Consider the following 14,704-nt stretch of genomic DNA (forward strand, 5'->3'; position numbering starts at 1 on the left):
GCCGGTGTTCCTGCTACTTCGCCGTCCCGGCGTCGTGCTCGTGGACTTGGGCGGCGATCACGGCCGCTTGGACCCGCCGCTCCACTCCGAGCTTCCCCAGGAGCCGTGAGATGTGGTTCTTGACAGTCTTCTCCGACAGGTAGAGCTGTTTGGCGATCTGCCGGTTGGTGAGGCCCTCGCCGATGAGCTCCAGGACGGCCCGCTCCCGTTCGGACAGAGCCGCCAGACGGGCGTCATCCGGTGCCTTCGCCGACTCCGGGTCGCGCAGGGAGTGCATCAGGCGGGCGGTGGTCGCAGGGTCCAGCATGGACTGGCCGGTGGCGACGGTGCGTACGGCCGAGACCAGATCGGAACCCTTGATCTGCTTCAGGACGTATCCGGAAGCCCCTGCCATGATCGCGTCCAGGAGGGCGTCCTCGTCGTCGAACGAGGTCAGCATAAGACAGGCCAGGCTCGGCATGCGCGAGCGCAGCTCGCGGCAGACTGTGATGCCGTCGCTGTCGGGTAGCCGTACGTCGAGTACGGCGACGTCCGGACGGAGCGCCGGCCCGCGGGCGAGCGCCTGGTCGGCCGTGCCGGCTTCGCCCACGACGGTGATGTCCGGCTCTGCGTCCAAGAGGTCTCGCAGCCCGCGCCGGACCACCTCGTGGTCATCGAGGAGGAACACCTTGATCGGCGCCCCGGCGGACGTGTTCGGATCCTCGGACATGATCGCCCCTGGCTAGGTCCGTGAGGTGCGCTTCCATCCGCATTGTGTCAGGAAGACGCACGATGCACCCGTGGCTGACGAGAAGGCTCGCTAGGCAGCGCTGCTGCCTTCCAGCTCCATCCGGACGTCCACGACGCCCTCGACCGCGCGGATCGCCCGTGCGAGCAGGGGGACCAGGGCCCGGTCCCGCAGCGGGCCGCGTAGAGTGACGACGCCGTCCTGCACGGCGAAGTCCAAGGTCACGCCGGGTGCCAGCTCGGTGAGCACGGTCTGGCGGATCTCCTCCTCGAGCTCCTCGTCGGGCCGCAGGAACACCTTGAGGAGGTCGCTGCGGCTCACCACACCCTCCAGCATGTCGAGCGCGTTCACCACGGGCAGGCGCTTGACGTGCTTGCGGGCCATGATCCGGGCGGCTTCTGCGACGGGCGCGTCGGGGTGCACGGTGATCGCCGGGCTCGACATGAGCTCCTCGGCCAGCACCGCGCCGGCCTTGGACGCTTCCTCCAGCTGCTCGGGCAGCGCGGGGTCCGTCCGCCGGAACTCCTCCTTCGGCAGCAGGTCCGCCTCGGAGACCACGCCGACGACCCGGCCCTCGCCTTCCAGGACCGGGACCGCGCTGACCTTCCACTGGTGCATTAGCTCGACGATCTCCTTGTAGGACGCCTCGCGGCCGATGGCGACGGCGGTGTGCGTCATGACGTCGCTGACCGTGTAGCGGGATGCGGGCATGACCGGCTCCTTCGGCGTACGGACGATCAGAGGAAGCTGCCGCTGCCATAGGGCGCGTACAGGTCGAGAAGGCGCACTCGGGCGGCCTGCAGCCGGTTGGCGAGGACCTGACCGACCCAGTGGCCCAGGGCAGAGCCGAAGGCGGCGTCGGAGTCCATCAGCGCCCGCACGCGCTCCGCGTCGAACTCATACGCGCGGACAGGTGTCATCGCCTCGGCGCTCAGACGCCAGGAGTACGGCTTGAAGAGCCACGAGCAGCCGACCAACTGGCCGGCGCCGAGGCTCTCGATGACGGCGGCGCGCCGCCCAGGCACATGGACGTCCAAGGTCACGGTTCCGGACCGGACGATCCAGAACCGATCGGCGTGGCCACCCTCGCGAAAGAGATGGGCCCCCTCGTCGAAATTGACCTCTCGGGCCAGTTCCATCAGACGGGAGCGGCAGTCGGCGGGCAACGCCTCGGAGATACGGGCGGGTGAAGGGGTGCTCATGAACGGCCTCCTGTTCGAGTCCGTCTTCAGTCTTGGCGTTCCCGCCGGTCCCGGGCATGGGCCCTCCGGTCCCGTCTATGGGCCGACCGGCCCATGCCGAGGACGGCGCAGCCGGAGATCCTGGCAGCAGATGGCCGGCTCGCGGCCGTCGGCCCGTCCACCTGGCAGGTGCGCGATGTACTGGAATGGCCATGGCATGGGGGCTTGGGGATGGTTCGCCATGTCCCTCACCACGCTGATCGTCTGGACCCTGATCGTCGCAGCGACCGTCCTCGTGATCCGCGCTCTCAGGCGAGATGGTGCGGACGGGCGCACAACACCCGCGCCGTACGCAGCCTCCGACAGGGGGGCCGAGAGGCTTCTCGCGGAACGATTCGCCAGAGGCGAGATCGACGACGAGGAATACAGCCGGCGGCTTGCGGTGCTGCGAAGCCACGCCCCTGGGTCCACGCCCCTTTGAGAAGCCAACAGCGGGCAAGGGCACCGGCGTCCCGCCCCGCTTGACCGAGGATGCCCACGATGAAGAGCGACCCGGCCGGTACGGCCACCAGCTCGCCTTCCGTCAGCATGCCGAGACGGCAGATGGAAGAGCTCAGAGCTGACGAGGCGCTGCGGCTGCTGGGCACGGTCGAACTGGGCCGGATCGTGTTCACCCGTCATGCGCTGCCCGCGGTGCGCCCCGTCAACCACCTTCTCGACGCAGGCGACATCATCGTCCGGGTCCAGGACGGCTCGACGCTGGGAGCCTTGCTCGCGGCTCAGGCAGATGCGGGTGTAGTCGTCGCGTACGAAGCCGACGTCATCGATCAAGGCGCGCACCTGGGGTGGAGCGTGGTCGCCACCGGCTACGCCACCGCAGTCACCGCCCCCAGCGAGATCGAGCGCTACGCGCACCTCCTGCAGCCGTGGGTCGAGGGCACCACATCGGGCGCCATCCGGATCAGGCCCGACCTGATCACCGGCTTCCGCCTGCGTGAGGGCAGCCCGTAGAGGTCGGCCCACTCGCGCGCTTCACCTCCTTGCAGCCCTCCGCCCGGCACCATGGTGAGGCACAGGCCCGCATGGAGTCCCGGAGGTGCCATGCCGAAGCACGGACGGAGCACTGCGATCCCGCCCGCCTTCCGTGGGTACCGGAAAACCTGGCTACGTGGCGACGTCCTGGCCGGCATCACGGTCGCCGCCTACCTGGTGCCTCAGGTCATGGCCTACGCGGGCGTGGCAGGTCTGCCTCCGGTCGTCGGCCTGTGGGCCGTCCTGCCGGCCATGGTCCTCTACGCCCTGAGCGGCACCTCACGCCTGCTGTCCGTTGGACCGGAGTCGACCACCGCACTCATGACCGCCGTGGCCGTCGGGCCACTCGCGGCCGGCGACCCCACGCGCTACGCGGCGCTTGCGGCAGCCCTGGCCCTCGTCGTCGGCCTGCTCTGTTTGGTCGCGTGGGCCATCCAGCTCGGCTTCCTGGCCGACCTTCTCTCCAGGCCCGTGCTCGTCGGCTACCTGGCCGGTGTCGCCTTCATCATGATCGTGGATCAGCTGCCCCGCCTCACCGGGACCAGCGGCAGCGGATCGGGGTTCTTCCCCCAGCTCTTCTCGTTCCTCCGCCACATCGGCGACCTGCACCGGCCCACGACCGTCATGGCCGCGGGCTGCCTGTTCCTGCTGTTCACCCTGCCGCTGCTGTGGCGCGCTCTGCCCGAACCGCTCGTTGTCCTCCTTCTCGCCACGGCGGTAGTGACGGTCTTCGCACTGGACGAGGACCAGGGGGTCGACGTCATCGGCGCGGTGCCGTCCGGCTTGCCGGGTTTCGCCCTGCCCCGGCTGACCGACCTCGCCGACCTGGTGCTCCCGGCTCTCGGCGTTCTGCTGGTCGGCTACACCGACGTCGTCCTGACCGCACGCGCCTTCGCCCGGCACGACGACCCGCACCGCCTGGACGCCAACCGCGAGCTGCTGGCCCTTGGCGCGGCGAACCTCGGCGCCGGAGTCCTGCACGGCTTCCCGGTCAGCAGCAGCGCCAGCCGCACCGCCCTCGCAGACTCCTCGGCAGCCCGTACCCAGGTGTACTCCCTCGCCGGCGCCGCCTGCGTGGCCGGCGTCCTCCTCTTCCTCGGCCCGGTGCTCGCCCACACCCCCTCCGCCGCCCTCGGCGCCATCGTCGTCTATGCCGCCCTGCGCCTCGTCGAGGTGAGCGAATTCCGCAGGCTGGCAGCCTTCCGAAGCCGCGAGTTCCTACTCGCCCTCGGCTGCGGACTCGGCGTCCTCGTCCTCGGCATCCTGTACGGCGTGCTCCTCGCCGTGGCGCTGTCCGTCGCCGAACTCCTCACACGGGTCGCCCGACCCCACGACGCCGTCGAGGGAATCGTCCCGGGCCTGGCCGGCATGCACGACATCGACGATTATCCGAGCGCGCGCACCATTCCCGGCCTCCTCATCTACCGCTACGACTCACCGCTGTTCTTCGCCAACGCCGAGGACTTCCGCCGCCGGGCACTGGCCTCGGTGGCGGTCCAGGACGAACCTGTGCACTGGTTCGTCCTGAACACCGAAGCCAACGTCGAGGTCGACATCACCGCCCTCGACGCCGTCGAGGCCCTGCGCTCCGAACTCACCCAACGGGGCATCGTCTTCGCCCTCGCCCGCGTCAAGCAGGACCTGCGTCGCCCCCTCGACGCCTACGGCATGACAGCGAAGATCGGCCCGGAGCGCATCTTCCCCACGCTCCCCACAGCCGTTGCCGCCTATCGGGACTGGCAACGCGTCATGGGCCATGATCCAGCCCTCTGAGCAGGTCTCATGACCGAGGAGCCGGGCGCCGAAGACGGGAGGATCAGTGTCGGAGCTGCCTCGGTGGAGCTGCGGTCCTGTCCAGTTCCAGGAGGGCCAGCATGACTTCGACGCGCACCTGCTGTCTGTCTTGAGCGCTCCGTAGCCGCAGCCGCCCATACCGCGTCAGACGTGGTTCGAGAAGGTTGCGGATGAGTTTGTAAACATCGGGGTGCCGACGGCCGAGCTCCTCGCGGGCCTCGCGCGCCGCTGCCGTAAGGGGTACGGCCTCATGTCCGGCGGCGTTCAGGTTCTTGACGACCTGCGAACCGATCAGTCCGGTGCCGCCGATGACTGCGATCTTCATGACGTGCCTTTCATCGAGATCGCTACGCAATATGGTATATGCGACGCTATGTGGGCCGTGCATGAAACGGCTCGCTGATCGACCGAGTCCGCTGGTCACTGAGTTTTCTGATCGGCCGATCTGGCCCTTCGAGCTGATCACCCGGTGGATGCCGCCCACCTCAGGCAGCGAAGACAGCGGTCACGACCCGGCGTTCGGCAGGGTGGTCTTGCGCGCGGGTGGTCACTCCCATGTCGGCGAGCTCGCTGGCCGGCTCCAATGGCCCGACCGGGTCCGATGCAGGGACATCGAGTCCGGGTCCCCGTGCAGCGACGCGCCCCTGATCGCTGTCGGTGACCCGACCGGCCCTGATCTTCTGACGGACCACGTCTCGCACCGTCATGGCCCTCGGAGCGGCGTATTTCCGTATGCGGGGGCGAGTGGAAGGCTTACGGCATGGTCTTTCGAGCGTGGCCGGACCTCCGGCGTTCGTGGCGACCGGGTCGCGCACCCGCGCTGATGGTGATCCCCCTGGGACTGATCATCACGGTCTGTGTGGTGGACGTGCTGGCTCCGCCGCACATCCACCTCGGGCCGCTGCTGGTGGCGGCACCGGCGATCACGGTGGCGTTCGCCGGGGCCCGCGTGACGGCACTCATGGGAGCGCTCGCGGTGGCGGCCCAGGTGCTGATCGGCGTGCTCAGAGGGGTCCTGACCACCGCCAACGTCCAGGCGCAGATCGCTGCTCTCATCGTCGTCTCCGGCATCTGTGTCGGCATCTGCGTCGTGCGGGACCGACGCGAGCGCCAGCTGCACCAGGTGCGGTCCGTGGCCGAGGCGGCGCAGAGCGTGCTGCTGCAGCCACTGCCCGCTCGCAGCGGCCCCCTGAGGATCGCCGGACTGTACATCCCCGCCGAGGAAGAAGCCGCTCTGGGCGGAGACCTGTACGCGGCCGCACGTACCGACCACCACAGCACCCGGCTTCTCATGGGCGATGTGCGCGGCAACGGGCTGGCCGCGATCAACAACGCCGCCCTGCTGCTCGGCGCCTTCCGCGCAGCCGCCCATCGGCAGGCCACCCTGCCCCGCCTCGCCGTCCACCTGGACGCCGCGTTCCGCTGGGACACCAGCCAGTGGCGGCCACAGGCAGAGCAGGACATCAGCGAGGACTTCGCCACTGCCATCCTGCTCGACATCCCCGACCACGATCCGGTCGTCCACCTCATTGATTGCGGCCACCCGCCGCCGCTGCTCCTGCGCGGGAATCACATCACCCCACTCGTGCCCGAGGCGAGCCACCTTCCGATCGGCCTCGGCGGTGCCTTCGGCGTTGCCGCCTACGACGTTCAGACGTTCCCGTTCGAAGTCGGCGACCTTCTGCTTCTCTACACGGACGGCGTCATCGAAGCACGCAATGCCGACGGCGTCTTCTACCCGTTCACCGAACGGGCGTCCGAGTGGGCCAAGGACGACCCCGACGAACTCCTGCGCCTTCTCCATGACGATTTGCTGGCCCACGTCCACGGGCACCTCGAAGACGACGCGGCCGTAGTCGTCGTCCGACGCCTGGCAGTCTGATCCCTGGCCACCGGAATGCTCCTGCCGCACCGCCGGCGAAAGGGCGAGGAGTTGCCCGCCTGGAAAGTCCCGCACAAAGGTCCCGCCACAGGTCCGAGCGCGCCGCGCGCGTCTTCGCCCGCGTGAAGTGCTGGAACATGCCGTGGGATTGCCGGCTCGGAGGTGATGGGGTCCCTCACGCCATGCGGGGCATTGCCCGGCTGCACAACCTCACCTTGGGGGATGGGCGAGTGGTCCGCGCCGGGTTCGTGAATTGCAGCCAAGGTCGCGGGGAGGCTCGACAACGGGATCAAGTGCCAGGGAGCCCAGTTCCCTGGATCAGGGGCTGGGAAGGCCGTCGAGTGCGTGCGAAGCTCTCCGATCCGAGGGCGTACGGAGCTGCCGAGCACCAGGTGACGGCCCACGGATGGTACTCCGCCTACCCGGACGCCAGCGTGAAGGACATCACCGACAAAGTGCAGCAGCGAAGTCTTGACCTGGCCTCGGCACAGGAGGTCTTCCGGCCGGCTCTCGTGGTCGAACTGCGTGAGCGTCCCTACGAGTTCGACATGCAGGTGCAGCTCTGTACCGATCTGGAGCAGATGCCGGTCGAGGACGTCACGTCCGCGATCCGGTCCTCGGTCCCACGCATCCGCGCGAGCACGTCCTGCTCGCGCCGCAGCCGCACAGCCAGGCTGCCCGGACCCTTCTGCCGGCTCTGACCACCGGGGCCGCTCGCCGCACCGTCCACGCCCACTCCCGACCACCGTCCATGTACACCAGCCGACAGCGTAGGGGCCGGCGGGTGCGAACGTCGCGACGACCGTCCCTGGACACTTTCGAATACGTCGCGTGGTCGAAAGGCACCGGGTCGGCGGAGGGCGGCGGGTCCTTGACCCCGGCACGTGACGGCCGCCCGCGCCGCGGCGACCGCGTTCGGCGTCATGATCCGGATCACAGCGCGGCGGGAAGAACGTCCGTCCGAATGTGATCGAGGTGTTGGTGGCCGACGGGTACGGTTTGGCCATGGATTTTTCCGGAACTAGCGCTACCGATGAGAACACCGGGCAGGTGGAGGCCATCATGGCCGCGGCGCGCCGGCTGCTGCCGAAGGAGGGGGCCCCGGGCCTGTCCCCGGAGGCGGTGGCCGCCGAGGGCGGGCTGGCCGTCTCCGACGTGGCGGCCGTCTTCCCGCACCGGGACGACCTGTTGACGGCGTTGGTCGTCGACGCCTACGACGCGTCGGCCGCCGCGATGGAGCGGGCCGACGCGGACGCCGTGGCCGGGGGAGCCCCGGCGGGCGCGCGGCTGCTCGCGGTCACCCGGGCCCTGCGGGCCTGGTCCTTCGCCCACACCGGCGAGTTCACGCTGATCTACGGTTCGCCCGTACCCGGCTACCACGCACCGCAGGACACCGTCCCGCCCGCCTCGCGCACCCCCGCCGTGCTGGCCGGCATCGTGCGGGCCGCGCTGGAGGGCGGCGAACTCCTGCCGCCCCGGCGGACGGTACCGGGGCCGCCGCTGCTCCGGCCGGAGGCCGTGCAACTCTTCGGCGGGGTGCCCGACGCACCGTTCTCGGACATCGTCGAGCGCGGCATCGTGCTCTGGAGCAGCCTGATCGGGCTCCTGGTGTTCCAGGTCTTCAGCCGTACCCACGACAGCGTCCGGGACGAGTCCGCGTACTTCGACTTCGCCATCGCGGTGGCGGCCGAGGGAATCGGCCTGACGGTCCCGCTGGACGAACCCGCCCACACCGACTAGACCGTCTGCCGCGTGCGCGCGGTACCGGCGGGGAATCAGGCCGTGAACACCACAAGAACCCTCTGCTTCGTCATCGCGGCGCTCTCGTCGTACGCCGCCCTCGTCTACCGGCTCTGCCAAGTGCGCCGCAGCTGGCGGGACAGCGCCTACCGCACCCTGGTGGTCACCCTGCTGCTGCAGTGCCTCACCTTCACGATGGGCGCCGTCGCCATGAGCGGCGACAGCTTCCTCGGCGTCGGCAACCTCGCCATCCTGGTGATGCACGTATCGGCCGTCGCCTTCTGCGTCGCAGCCGAGATCATCCTGCTGCGCTGGGCGGCCGACCCCGAGGAGGCGGTGCGCAAGGCCCGGTACTGGCTGATCACCGGCGTCGCCCTCAGCGTGCTCCTGATCGCCCTCTTCTTCGTCGCCGACGGCCCCGGCCGGCCGGCGACGGACTTCAACACCGGCAGCGGTCAACCGCTGGTCCTCGTCTACCTCCTGGTCTTCATCGTCTCCCAGGCGGTTCCGTGCGTGACCATCTTCCGGCAGTGCGGTCCCTACGCCCGGATGACCRGCAAGGCCTCGCTGCGGCAGGCGCTGCGCATGCTGTCGGTGGCCGCGGTGATCCTCTTCCTCTACTGCACCTGCCGGACGGTGAACATCCTCACCGCCGCGGCCGGGATCGACATCGGCGTCTGGCAGCTCGCGTCGAACGTCTTCAGCGCCGCGGGGATCGTCACCCTCTCGCTCGGCCTGACGTTCTCCTCGTGGGAGGCCTCGGCCGCCAAACTGTTGGAGTGGGCGCACAGTTACCGCTCCTACCGGGCCCTCTACCCGCTCTGGCGGGACCTGTACGAGTCCTCTCCGGACATCGTCCTGGAGCCGCCGGGCTCGGCCTCGGTCTCGGACCTCAACTACCGCCTGCACCGGCGCGTGATCGAGATACGCGACGGGTGGCGGGACCTGCGCCCCTACATCGACCGCACCGCACCCGCCGGCGGGGCGGCGGATCCCGCGGCGAGCGAGGAGTACCGGCAGGCCCACGCCGAGGCGGCGCAGATCAAGCAGGCCCTGCACGCGAAGCGGGCCGGGACCGTCCCCGATCTCAACAAGGACGCGGGCGACTTCGACGACCGGGACACGGACAACTTCTCGGCGGAGGTCGCCTGGCTCACCCAAGTGGCAGCCGTCTATCGTAAACTCGGCAAAGCGGGTTGAGAGCTCCCGCCCGGTCTGTCCCCCGTCAGGCCGGGCGGGTTTTCCCTTTTTCACCCTCCCCCGTGGTTCCCCCCGTTTTCCCCCGTGGGTCCCCCCGTTGTTTCCCCCGTTCCCCCCCCCGTGTTGCTTCCGGGCCGAGCGGGTGTGATCCGCTCGGGCCGACCCCCATCCCCCGAGGGCCGGCCCTGCCCGGACCGACAGCCGCCAGCACATCAACTCGGCTACCCCCGTAAGCAAAGTTAGCTGCCAGCTATCGGCGAGGTCCACGGTGGCGGACTCTGGTCAGATTGTCAACTGACGGCTAATCTGCAAAACTGCCGGATAGCTGAGAGCAATGTCGAGGAGGTGACGGAAGGGAGATTCGCAGTGTCGGAGACCGACGACCGGCCCAAGCTGGCAGTGCGTCTGGACAACCTCTTCAAGACGGTCCGGCCCAAGGGCAAGCACTGGACCAACGCCGAAGTCGCGGAGGAACTCAAGCGCGCCAACCCCGAACTCAAGGCCGGCGGTGTCTACCTGTCGCAGCTGCGCACCGGCAAGCGCTCCAATCCCTCGCCGGACCTGCTGGCCGCCCTCGCCCGGTTCTTCGGCGTTTCCGTCGCGTACTTCTTCGACGACGAGGTCGCCGAGTCCGTCCTCAGTGAGGTCGCCGCCATCGAGGCGCTGCGCCAGGCCGGAGTCCGCTCCGTGGCCATGCGGGCGGCCGGGATGAAGAAGGAGAACCTCCAGGCCATCACGGCCATCATGGACCAGTACCGGCAGCTCCAGGGCCTCCCGCCCGTCACCGACCCCTCGGAAGACCCGGAGTGAGGGTCCCCGGGAGGGGCCGTTCGGCCGATCACGGCCGCCGCAGTCAGCTCAAGAAGCTCCGCAAGGACGGCGCGCGGCGGATCGCCGAACTCAACCTGCCGGAAGGGGCCGACGTCGCCGAACTCTGCCGGTACATCGGAGAGATCCGCGACCGCCCCATCACCCTGATCCCGATGCAGATGCCCGCCTCGCAGCCGTGCGGCATGTGGGTCGCCGCGCGGGACGAGGACCTGATCTTCTACGACGCCAACACCACCAGCGCGCATCAGGAGCACATCATCTTGCACGAGCTGGGCCACATCATCTGCTGTCACCGCGGGGCGGGCTGGCTGGACGAGGCGAGCTCCCGCCTCCTCTTCCCCAACCTCGACCCCGACCTCGTCCGCGACATGCTCCTGCGCGCCACCTACGACGACGTGCAGGAACAGGAGGCCGAGGTCATCGCCTACCTGCTCTCCCAGCGGATGGGCGGCGCCGAGGACGGACCCGGCGCGCCGCCGGACCCGGAGGGCGGACCCTATGGGAAGGGCGACGAAACGCTCAGCCGCATCGAGCGCACCCTGTTCTGAGGGGGTCCGCCGGGCCCGTCCGCTCCCCGGCGTCCGCTCACACGTCGCGCCCGCGTACGACGACCACCGCGAGGGCGACCGCGACCAGCGGCCACACCACGTACACGGCCCAGGAACCGGAGACCGTGGCGTCGTGGACGTGGTGGACGTGGTGGACGGGGCCCCCCCAGTTCTGGACGAGGCGCTTCCAGGCGCTGGCCACCATCACGTGGTTGACGTCGGCGGACCATTGCCTGGAGGTACTGAACAGCGGCGGCAGCATCACCAGGGTGAAGAGGGTGGCGACCAGGCTGCCAGGGGTGTGTCTGATCAGCGCGCCGAGGCCCAGGCCGACCAGGGCGCAGGCCGGAGCCAGCAGCGCGGACGCCGCCATGGCCCGGGCCACACCGGGGTGGGTGAGGGAGACCCCGGCGTGCCGGCCGTCGAGGACGGCCTGGGAGACCAGGAAGGCGCCCAGGGAGACGGCCGTCCCGACGGCGGTCCACACCGCCGCGACGACGACGGCCTTGGCCAGGACCACCGAGTGACGGGCGGGAACGGCCACGGTGGTGGTGCGGATCAGCCCGCTGCCGTACTCGCTCACGATCGTGACGGCGCCGAGGCTGCCGGCGACGAGCATCAGCGTCATGTAGGCGCCGGGCGGGAAGGCGTCGAAGGGCAGGAACCCGCGGGACTCCTGCGCACCCGGGCCGGCGGCGACGATGTTGTCGTGGTCCGCCAGCGCCGCGACGGTCGCGCACCCGATGACGAACAGCGCGGTGAGGGCGATCGTCCACCATGTGGAGCGCAGGGACCGCATCTTGATCCACTCGGCGACGAGCACGTCCCGGAAGCGGGCGGGAGGCTCGGAGACGGAGGAGACGGAGGAGGCGGGGGCGGAGGTGGTTCGGGTCATCGGGTCCGTCCTGTCGGGTACTCGACGCTGTCGGCGGTCAGTTCCATGAAGGCCTCCTCCAGGGAGGCCGTGCGCGGGGTGAGGTGGTCCAGCACGATCCCGTGAGCGAAGGCGAGCGCCCCGATCCGGTCCGCCGTCAGTCCGGTCACCACGAGCCTGCCGGTGTCCGCCGGCCCCTCCGGCTCCACCGAAGCGCCCGCGCCGGCCAGCAGCGCCGCCAGCTCGGCGGCCCGCGACGAGCCCACGACGGTCCCGGCCCGGGTGCTGCGGGCAGCGAACTCCCCTGCCGGCTCGGCGGCGATGAGCCGGCCGCGGCCGATGACGACGAGATCGTCGGCGGTGTTCTGCATCTCCGACATCAGATGGCTGGAGAGGAAGACCGTACGGCCCTCGGCCGCGAGCCGCCGGAAGAGGCCGCGCATCCAGAGCACGCCCTCCGGGTCCATGCCGTTGACGGGTTCGTCGAACATCAGCACCGGGGGATCGCCGAGGAGGGCGGTGGCGATCCCGAGGCGCTGCTTCATGCCGAGCGAGAACCCGCCGATGCGACGGCCCGCCGCTCCGGCCAGGCCGACTTCCTGGAGCACCTCGTCCACCCGGCGCGCCGGGATGCCGTTGCTGCGGGCCAGCGCGGACAGGTGGGCGGTGGCGCTGCGTCCGCCGTGCACCTGGTTCGCGTCGAGGAGGGCGCCCGCGTGCCGCAGTCCGCGCGGGTGGTCGCGGAAGGGGACGCCGGCGACGGTGGCGGAACCGGCGGTGGGCCGGTCCAGCCCGAGGACCATCCGCAGGGTGGTGGTCTTGCCGGCTCCGTTCGGGCCGAGGAATCCGGTGACGCGGCCCGGCCTGACGGTGAAGGACAACCGGTCGACGGCGGTCTTGCCGCCGTAGCGCTTGGTGAGTTCGTTGACTTCGATCACAAGGGCAACCCTGCCCGGAGGGCGCCCCGCGGGCATGGTGCCGTGGGCGGCAATCGCGCGGCCGGACCCACCCGGGGGCGTACGCCTCCGGGCGGGGCCGCAGGGGTGCCCCGAGGGTGTCAGCCCCCGGCCGCCGACACCTCCTGGGCCAGGACCGACACGGCCCGGCGGATGTCCCCTTCGCGGTGTTCGGAGGTGACGAAGAACCGCAGCCGGGAGAGCCCCTCCTCCACCGCGGGGTGGAAGATCGGATCGGCGATGACACCGCGCTCGTACAGCCGGTCGGCGACGCGCAGGGTCCTCGCCGAGTCGCCGAGGAGGCACGGCACGATCGGGGTGTGGGCGCTGGAGCCCGTCGCGAGGCCGGCCGAGGCGGCGAGCGAGAGGAAGAGCTCGGCGTTGCGCCGCAGGGCACGGACCCGCTCGGCGGTGATCAGCTCGCTCGCGGCCAGCGCGGCGGCCGCGTTGGCCGGGGTCAGGCCGACGCTGTAGACGAATCCGGGCAGGGTGTGCCGCAGCCACCGCACCATCCGGGCCGAGCTGCCGAGGTATCCGCCGCAACTGGCGAAGGCCTTGGAGAGGGTGCCCATCCACAGGTCCACTCCGGACCGGTCGACGCCGAAGAACTCGCCGACACCGCGGCCGTGCTCTCCCACGGTGCCGATGCTGTGGGCCTCGTCGACCATCAGCAGGGCGCCGTATCGTTTCTTCAGTTCGATCACGGCCGGCAGGTCCACCAGGTCGCCGTCCATGCTGTAGGCGCCCTCGACGGCGATCAGCACCCGACGGAACCGCGAGCGGTTGGCCCGCAGCATGTGCGCCAGCTGGTCCGTGTCGTTGTGGGCGAAGGGCCGCCGGGCCGCCCCGGACAGCGCGCAGCCCTGCAGGATGCTGTCGTGGGCGAGGGCGTCGTGCAGCACCAGGTCCCCGGCGCCGACGACGTGCCCGATCGCGGTGACGTTGGTGGCGTGGCCGCTGACCAGCGCCAGGCAGTCGTCGACGCCGAGGAAGGCGGCGAGCGCCCGCTCCAGCCGTACGGTCAGCTCCCGTTCGCCGGAGAGCACCCGGCTCGCCGAGACCGAGGTCCCGTAGCGGTCCACCGCTTCGTGGACGGCGGCGGTGACCGCCGGATGGCCCGAGAGCCCCAGGTAGTTGTAGGAGCCGAAGGAGAGGTACTCCCGGTCGCCGATCACGGTCGTGTCGCGGATCGTGCCCCGGTGGACTCGGAAGTACGGGAAATCCGCACCGCCGGCGGTGATCGCGTCCAGGCGTTCCTCGAACTGCCGCACCTCCGGGAAACCGTCGACGCCCGCCGTGGCGGCGTACTCGTCCCCCCGCGGCGCCGGTGTCTCCCACGGCTCCCGCGGCAACGGGGGAACGGCGGGGGCCGGCGCGTGCGTGAGGTGGGGAGCGACCAGTTCGGTCAGCCGCCCGATGGTGAGGCCGGGCTTGAAGGTCTCCTCGGTGGGGAAGCCCGGCGCGTGCCGCGCGATGATGATGTCCAGCTCCTGGAGCATCAGGGAGTCGAAGCCGAGATCGGTCGTCAGGACCATCCGCTCGCCCAGGTCGGAGAGCGGGAAGACCCCGGTCCGTGAGACCGCTTCGAGGACGACGGACGCGGCGGCCCCGCCCGGCTCGGCGGACACGTCCGGCTGTGCGGCGCTGCCCGGCTGCGCGGAGGCGCCCGGAGCCGGCCGCGCGGACCCTCCCGGCGAGGCGGGCGCGCCCCGTCCGGCGGACGGCAGGACCGTCGCCACCACCCGCGGGGGTTCCTCCGGGTGGCCGGTGGGGTCCGCCGCCTCGCGGGCCGACGCGTCCACCACCCAGTGGTGGCGGGGCGCCAGGGGACTCGGCGGCAACGTGCACGGAGGAGTCCGCTCCGTCGCGGGAAGCGGCGCCGGGCCGCTCACGGCACGCGCGGCCGGGCCCGCCGGCGCGGCGGCGCGTTCCCCGTCCG

15 protein-coding genes and 2 pseudogenes are annotated in these 14,704 nt (G+C 70.5%); 10 read left to right on the forward strand and 7 right to left on the reverse strand.

The window, feature by feature from the left end; all coding sequences use genetic code 11:
* Positions 1–13: 13 nt before the first annotated feature.
* From AB4039_RS07235 to AB4039_RS07245, 3 genes are all read right to left on the reverse strand, one after another.
* Positions 14–709: a response regulator transcription factor gene (locus AB4039_RS07235; protein WP_266836939.1), complete on the reverse strand. Its 696-nt coding sequence runs from the start codon at positions 707–709 to the stop codon at positions 14–16.
* A gap of 90 nt (positions 710–799) precedes the next feature.
* Entirely contained in the window at positions 800–1,438 is a 639-nt protein-coding gene (locus AB4039_RS07240) for a CBS domain-containing protein (RefSeq protein ID WP_266836937.1), read from the reverse strand.
* Between the two features lie 26 nt (positions 1,439–1,464).
* A complete protein-coding gene (locus tag AB4039_RS07245) occupies positions 1,465–1,929 on the reverse strand; it encodes a cyclic nucleotide-binding domain-containing protein (RefSeq protein ID WP_266836935.1) in 465 nt (154 codons plus the stop codon).
* Between the two features lie 220 nt (positions 1,930–2,149).
* Between AB4039_RS07245 and AB4039_RS07250 the strand changes: the two genes are divergently transcribed.
* The 3 genes from AB4039_RS07250 to AB4039_RS07260 all read left to right on the forward strand — a co-directional run bounded on the left by AB4039_RS07250 (position 2,150) and on the right by AB4039_RS07260 (position 4,713).
* Positions 2,150–2,389, forward strand: a complete 240-nt coding sequence (locus AB4039_RS07250; protein ID WP_442270306.1) for an SHOCT domain-containing protein — start codon at positions 2,150–2,152, stop codon at positions 2,387–2,389.
* A gap of 59 nt (positions 2,390–2,448) precedes the next feature.
* Positions 2,449–2,919, forward strand: a complete 471-nt coding sequence (locus AB4039_RS07255; RefSeq protein ID WP_266836931.1) for a pyridoxamine 5'-phosphate oxidase family protein — start codon at positions 2,449–2,451, stop codon at positions 2,917–2,919.
* Positions 2,920–3,009: 90 nt separating this feature from the next.
* A complete protein-coding gene (locus AB4039_RS07260; protein WP_442270307.1) occupies positions 3,010–4,713 on the forward strand; it encodes a SulP family inorganic anion transporter in 1,704 nt (567 codons plus the stop codon).
* Positions 4,714–4,972: 259 nt separating this feature from the next.
* Here the strand turns inward: AB4039_RS07260 and AB4039_RS07265 are convergent.
* Positions 4,973–5,059 (reverse strand): annotated as a pseudogene (locus AB4039_RS07265) (NAD-dependent epimerase/dehydratase family protein); the annotation flags it as partial.
* A 498-nt stretch (positions 5,060–5,557) separates the two neighbouring features.
* Between AB4039_RS07265 and AB4039_RS07270 the strand changes: the two are divergent.
* The 7 genes and pseudogenes from AB4039_RS07270 to AB4039_RS07300 all read left to right on the forward strand — a co-directional run bounded on the left by AB4039_RS07270 (position 5,558) and on the right by AB4039_RS07300 (position 10,935).
* The gene (locus AB4039_RS07270) at positions 5,558–6,616 is read left to right on the forward strand and encodes a PP2C family protein-serine/threonine phosphatase (protein ID WP_266836927.1); all 1,059 of its coding nucleotides are present in this window, start codon (positions 5,558–5,560) and stop codon (positions 6,614–6,616) included.
* 9 nt (positions 6,617–6,625) lie between these two features.
* Positions 6,626–6,834 (forward strand): annotated as a pseudogene (locus AB4039_RS07275) (IS5/IS1182 family transposase); the annotation flags it as partial.
* 216 nt (positions 6,835–7,050) lie between these two features.
* Entirely contained in the window at positions 7,051–7,317 is a 267-nt protein-coding gene (locus AB4039_RS07280) for a hypothetical protein (RefSeq protein WP_442270308.1), read from the forward strand.
* A 361-nt stretch (positions 7,318–7,678) separates the two neighbouring features.
* The gene (locus AB4039_RS07285) at positions 7,679–8,356 is read left to right on the forward strand and encodes a WHG domain-containing protein (protein WP_442270309.1); all 678 of its coding nucleotides are present in this window, start codon (positions 7,679–7,681) and stop codon (positions 8,354–8,356) included.
* Positions 8,357–8,398: 42 nt separating this feature from the next.
* The gene (locus AB4039_RS07290) at positions 8,399–9,556 is read left to right on the forward strand and encodes an MAB_1171c family putative transporter (RefSeq protein WP_442270310.1); all 1,158 of its coding nucleotides are present in this window, start codon (positions 8,399–8,401) and stop codon (positions 9,554–9,556) included.
* Positions 9,557–9,922: 366 nt separating this feature from the next.
* Positions 9,923–10,366, forward strand: coding sequence for a helix-turn-helix domain-containing protein (locus AB4039_RS07295; RefSeq protein ID WP_266836919.1), 444 nt, complete (start codon positions 9,923–9,925; stop codon positions 10,364–10,366).
* Positions 10,363–10,935: a toxin gene (locus tag AB4039_RS07300; protein WP_266836917.1), complete on the forward strand. Its 573-nt coding sequence runs from the start codon at positions 10,363–10,365 to the stop codon at positions 10,933–10,935. The genes AB4039_RS07295 and AB4039_RS07300 overlap by 4 nt, the downstream gene beginning before the upstream one ends.
* A 37-nt stretch (positions 10,936–10,972) precedes the next feature.
* Here the strand turns inward: AB4039_RS07300 and AB4039_RS07305 are convergent, their stop codons facing one another.
* From AB4039_RS07305 to AB4039_RS07315, 3 genes are all read right to left on the reverse strand, one after another.
* A complete protein-coding gene (locus AB4039_RS07305) occupies positions 10,973–11,830 on the reverse strand; it encodes an ABC transporter permease subunit (RefSeq protein ID WP_442270311.1) in 858 nt (285 codons plus the stop codon).
* Positions 11,827–12,747 carry an ATP-binding cassette domain-containing protein gene (locus AB4039_RS07310; protein ID WP_266836913.1) on the reverse strand — a complete coding sequence of 307 codons (921 nt, stop codon included), beginning with the start codon at positions 12,745–12,747 and terminating at the stop codon, positions 11,827–11,829. Before AB4039_RS07310 ends, AB4039_RS07305 begins: the two co-directional genes overlap by 4 nt.
* Positions 12,748–12,866: 119 nt before the next feature.
* Positions 12,867–14,704: aminotransferase class I/II-fold pyridoxal phosphate-dependent enzyme (locus AB4039_RS07315; protein WP_442270312.1), on the reverse strand; the 1,838-nt coding region annotated here is incomplete at its 5' end.

Source organism: Streptomyces sp. M-16 (assembly GCF_052114405.1).
Classification (GTDB): domain Bacteria; phylum Actinomycetota; class Actinomycetes; order Streptomycetales; family Streptomycetaceae; genus Streptomyces.

Excerpts from the sequence above, each read along its gene's own strand:
- AB4039_RS07270 (WP_266836927.1), top strand. The coding sequence starts at position 5,558 with ATGGTGATCCCCCTGGGACTGATCATCACGGTCTGTGTGGTGGACGTG.
- AB4039_RS07245 (WP_266836935.1), bottom strand. The coding sequence starts at position 1,929 with ATGAGCACCCCTTCACCCGCCCGTATCTCCGAGGCGTTGCCCGCCGAC.
- AB4039_RS07255 (WP_266836931.1), top strand. The coding sequence starts at position 2,449 with ATGAAGAGCGACCCGGCCGGTACGGCCACCAGCTCGCCTTCCGTCAGC.
- AB4039_RS07235 (WP_266836939.1), bottom strand. The coding sequence starts at position 709 with ATGTCCGAGGATCCGAACACGTCCGCCGGGGCGCCGATCAAGGTGTTC.
- AB4039_RS07260 (WP_442270307.1), top strand. The coding sequence starts at position 3,010 with ATGCCGAAGCACGGACGGAGCACTGCGATCCCGCCCGCCTTCCGTGGG.
- AB4039_RS07250 (WP_442270306.1), top strand. The coding sequence starts at position 2,150 with ATGTCCCTCACCACGCTGATCGTCTGGACCCTGATCGTCGCAGCGACC.
- AB4039_RS07305 (WP_442270311.1), bottom strand. The coding sequence starts at position 11,830 with ATGACCCGAACCACCTCCGCCCCCGCCTCCTCCGTCTCCTCCGTCTCC.
- AB4039_RS07240 (WP_266836937.1), bottom strand. The coding sequence starts at position 1,438 with ATGCCCGCATCCCGCTACACGGTCAGCGACGTCATGACGCACACCGCC.
- AB4039_RS07285 (WP_442270309.1), top strand. The coding sequence starts at position 7,679 with ATGGCCGCGGCGCGCCGGCTGCTGCCGAAGGAGGGGGCCCCGGGCCTG.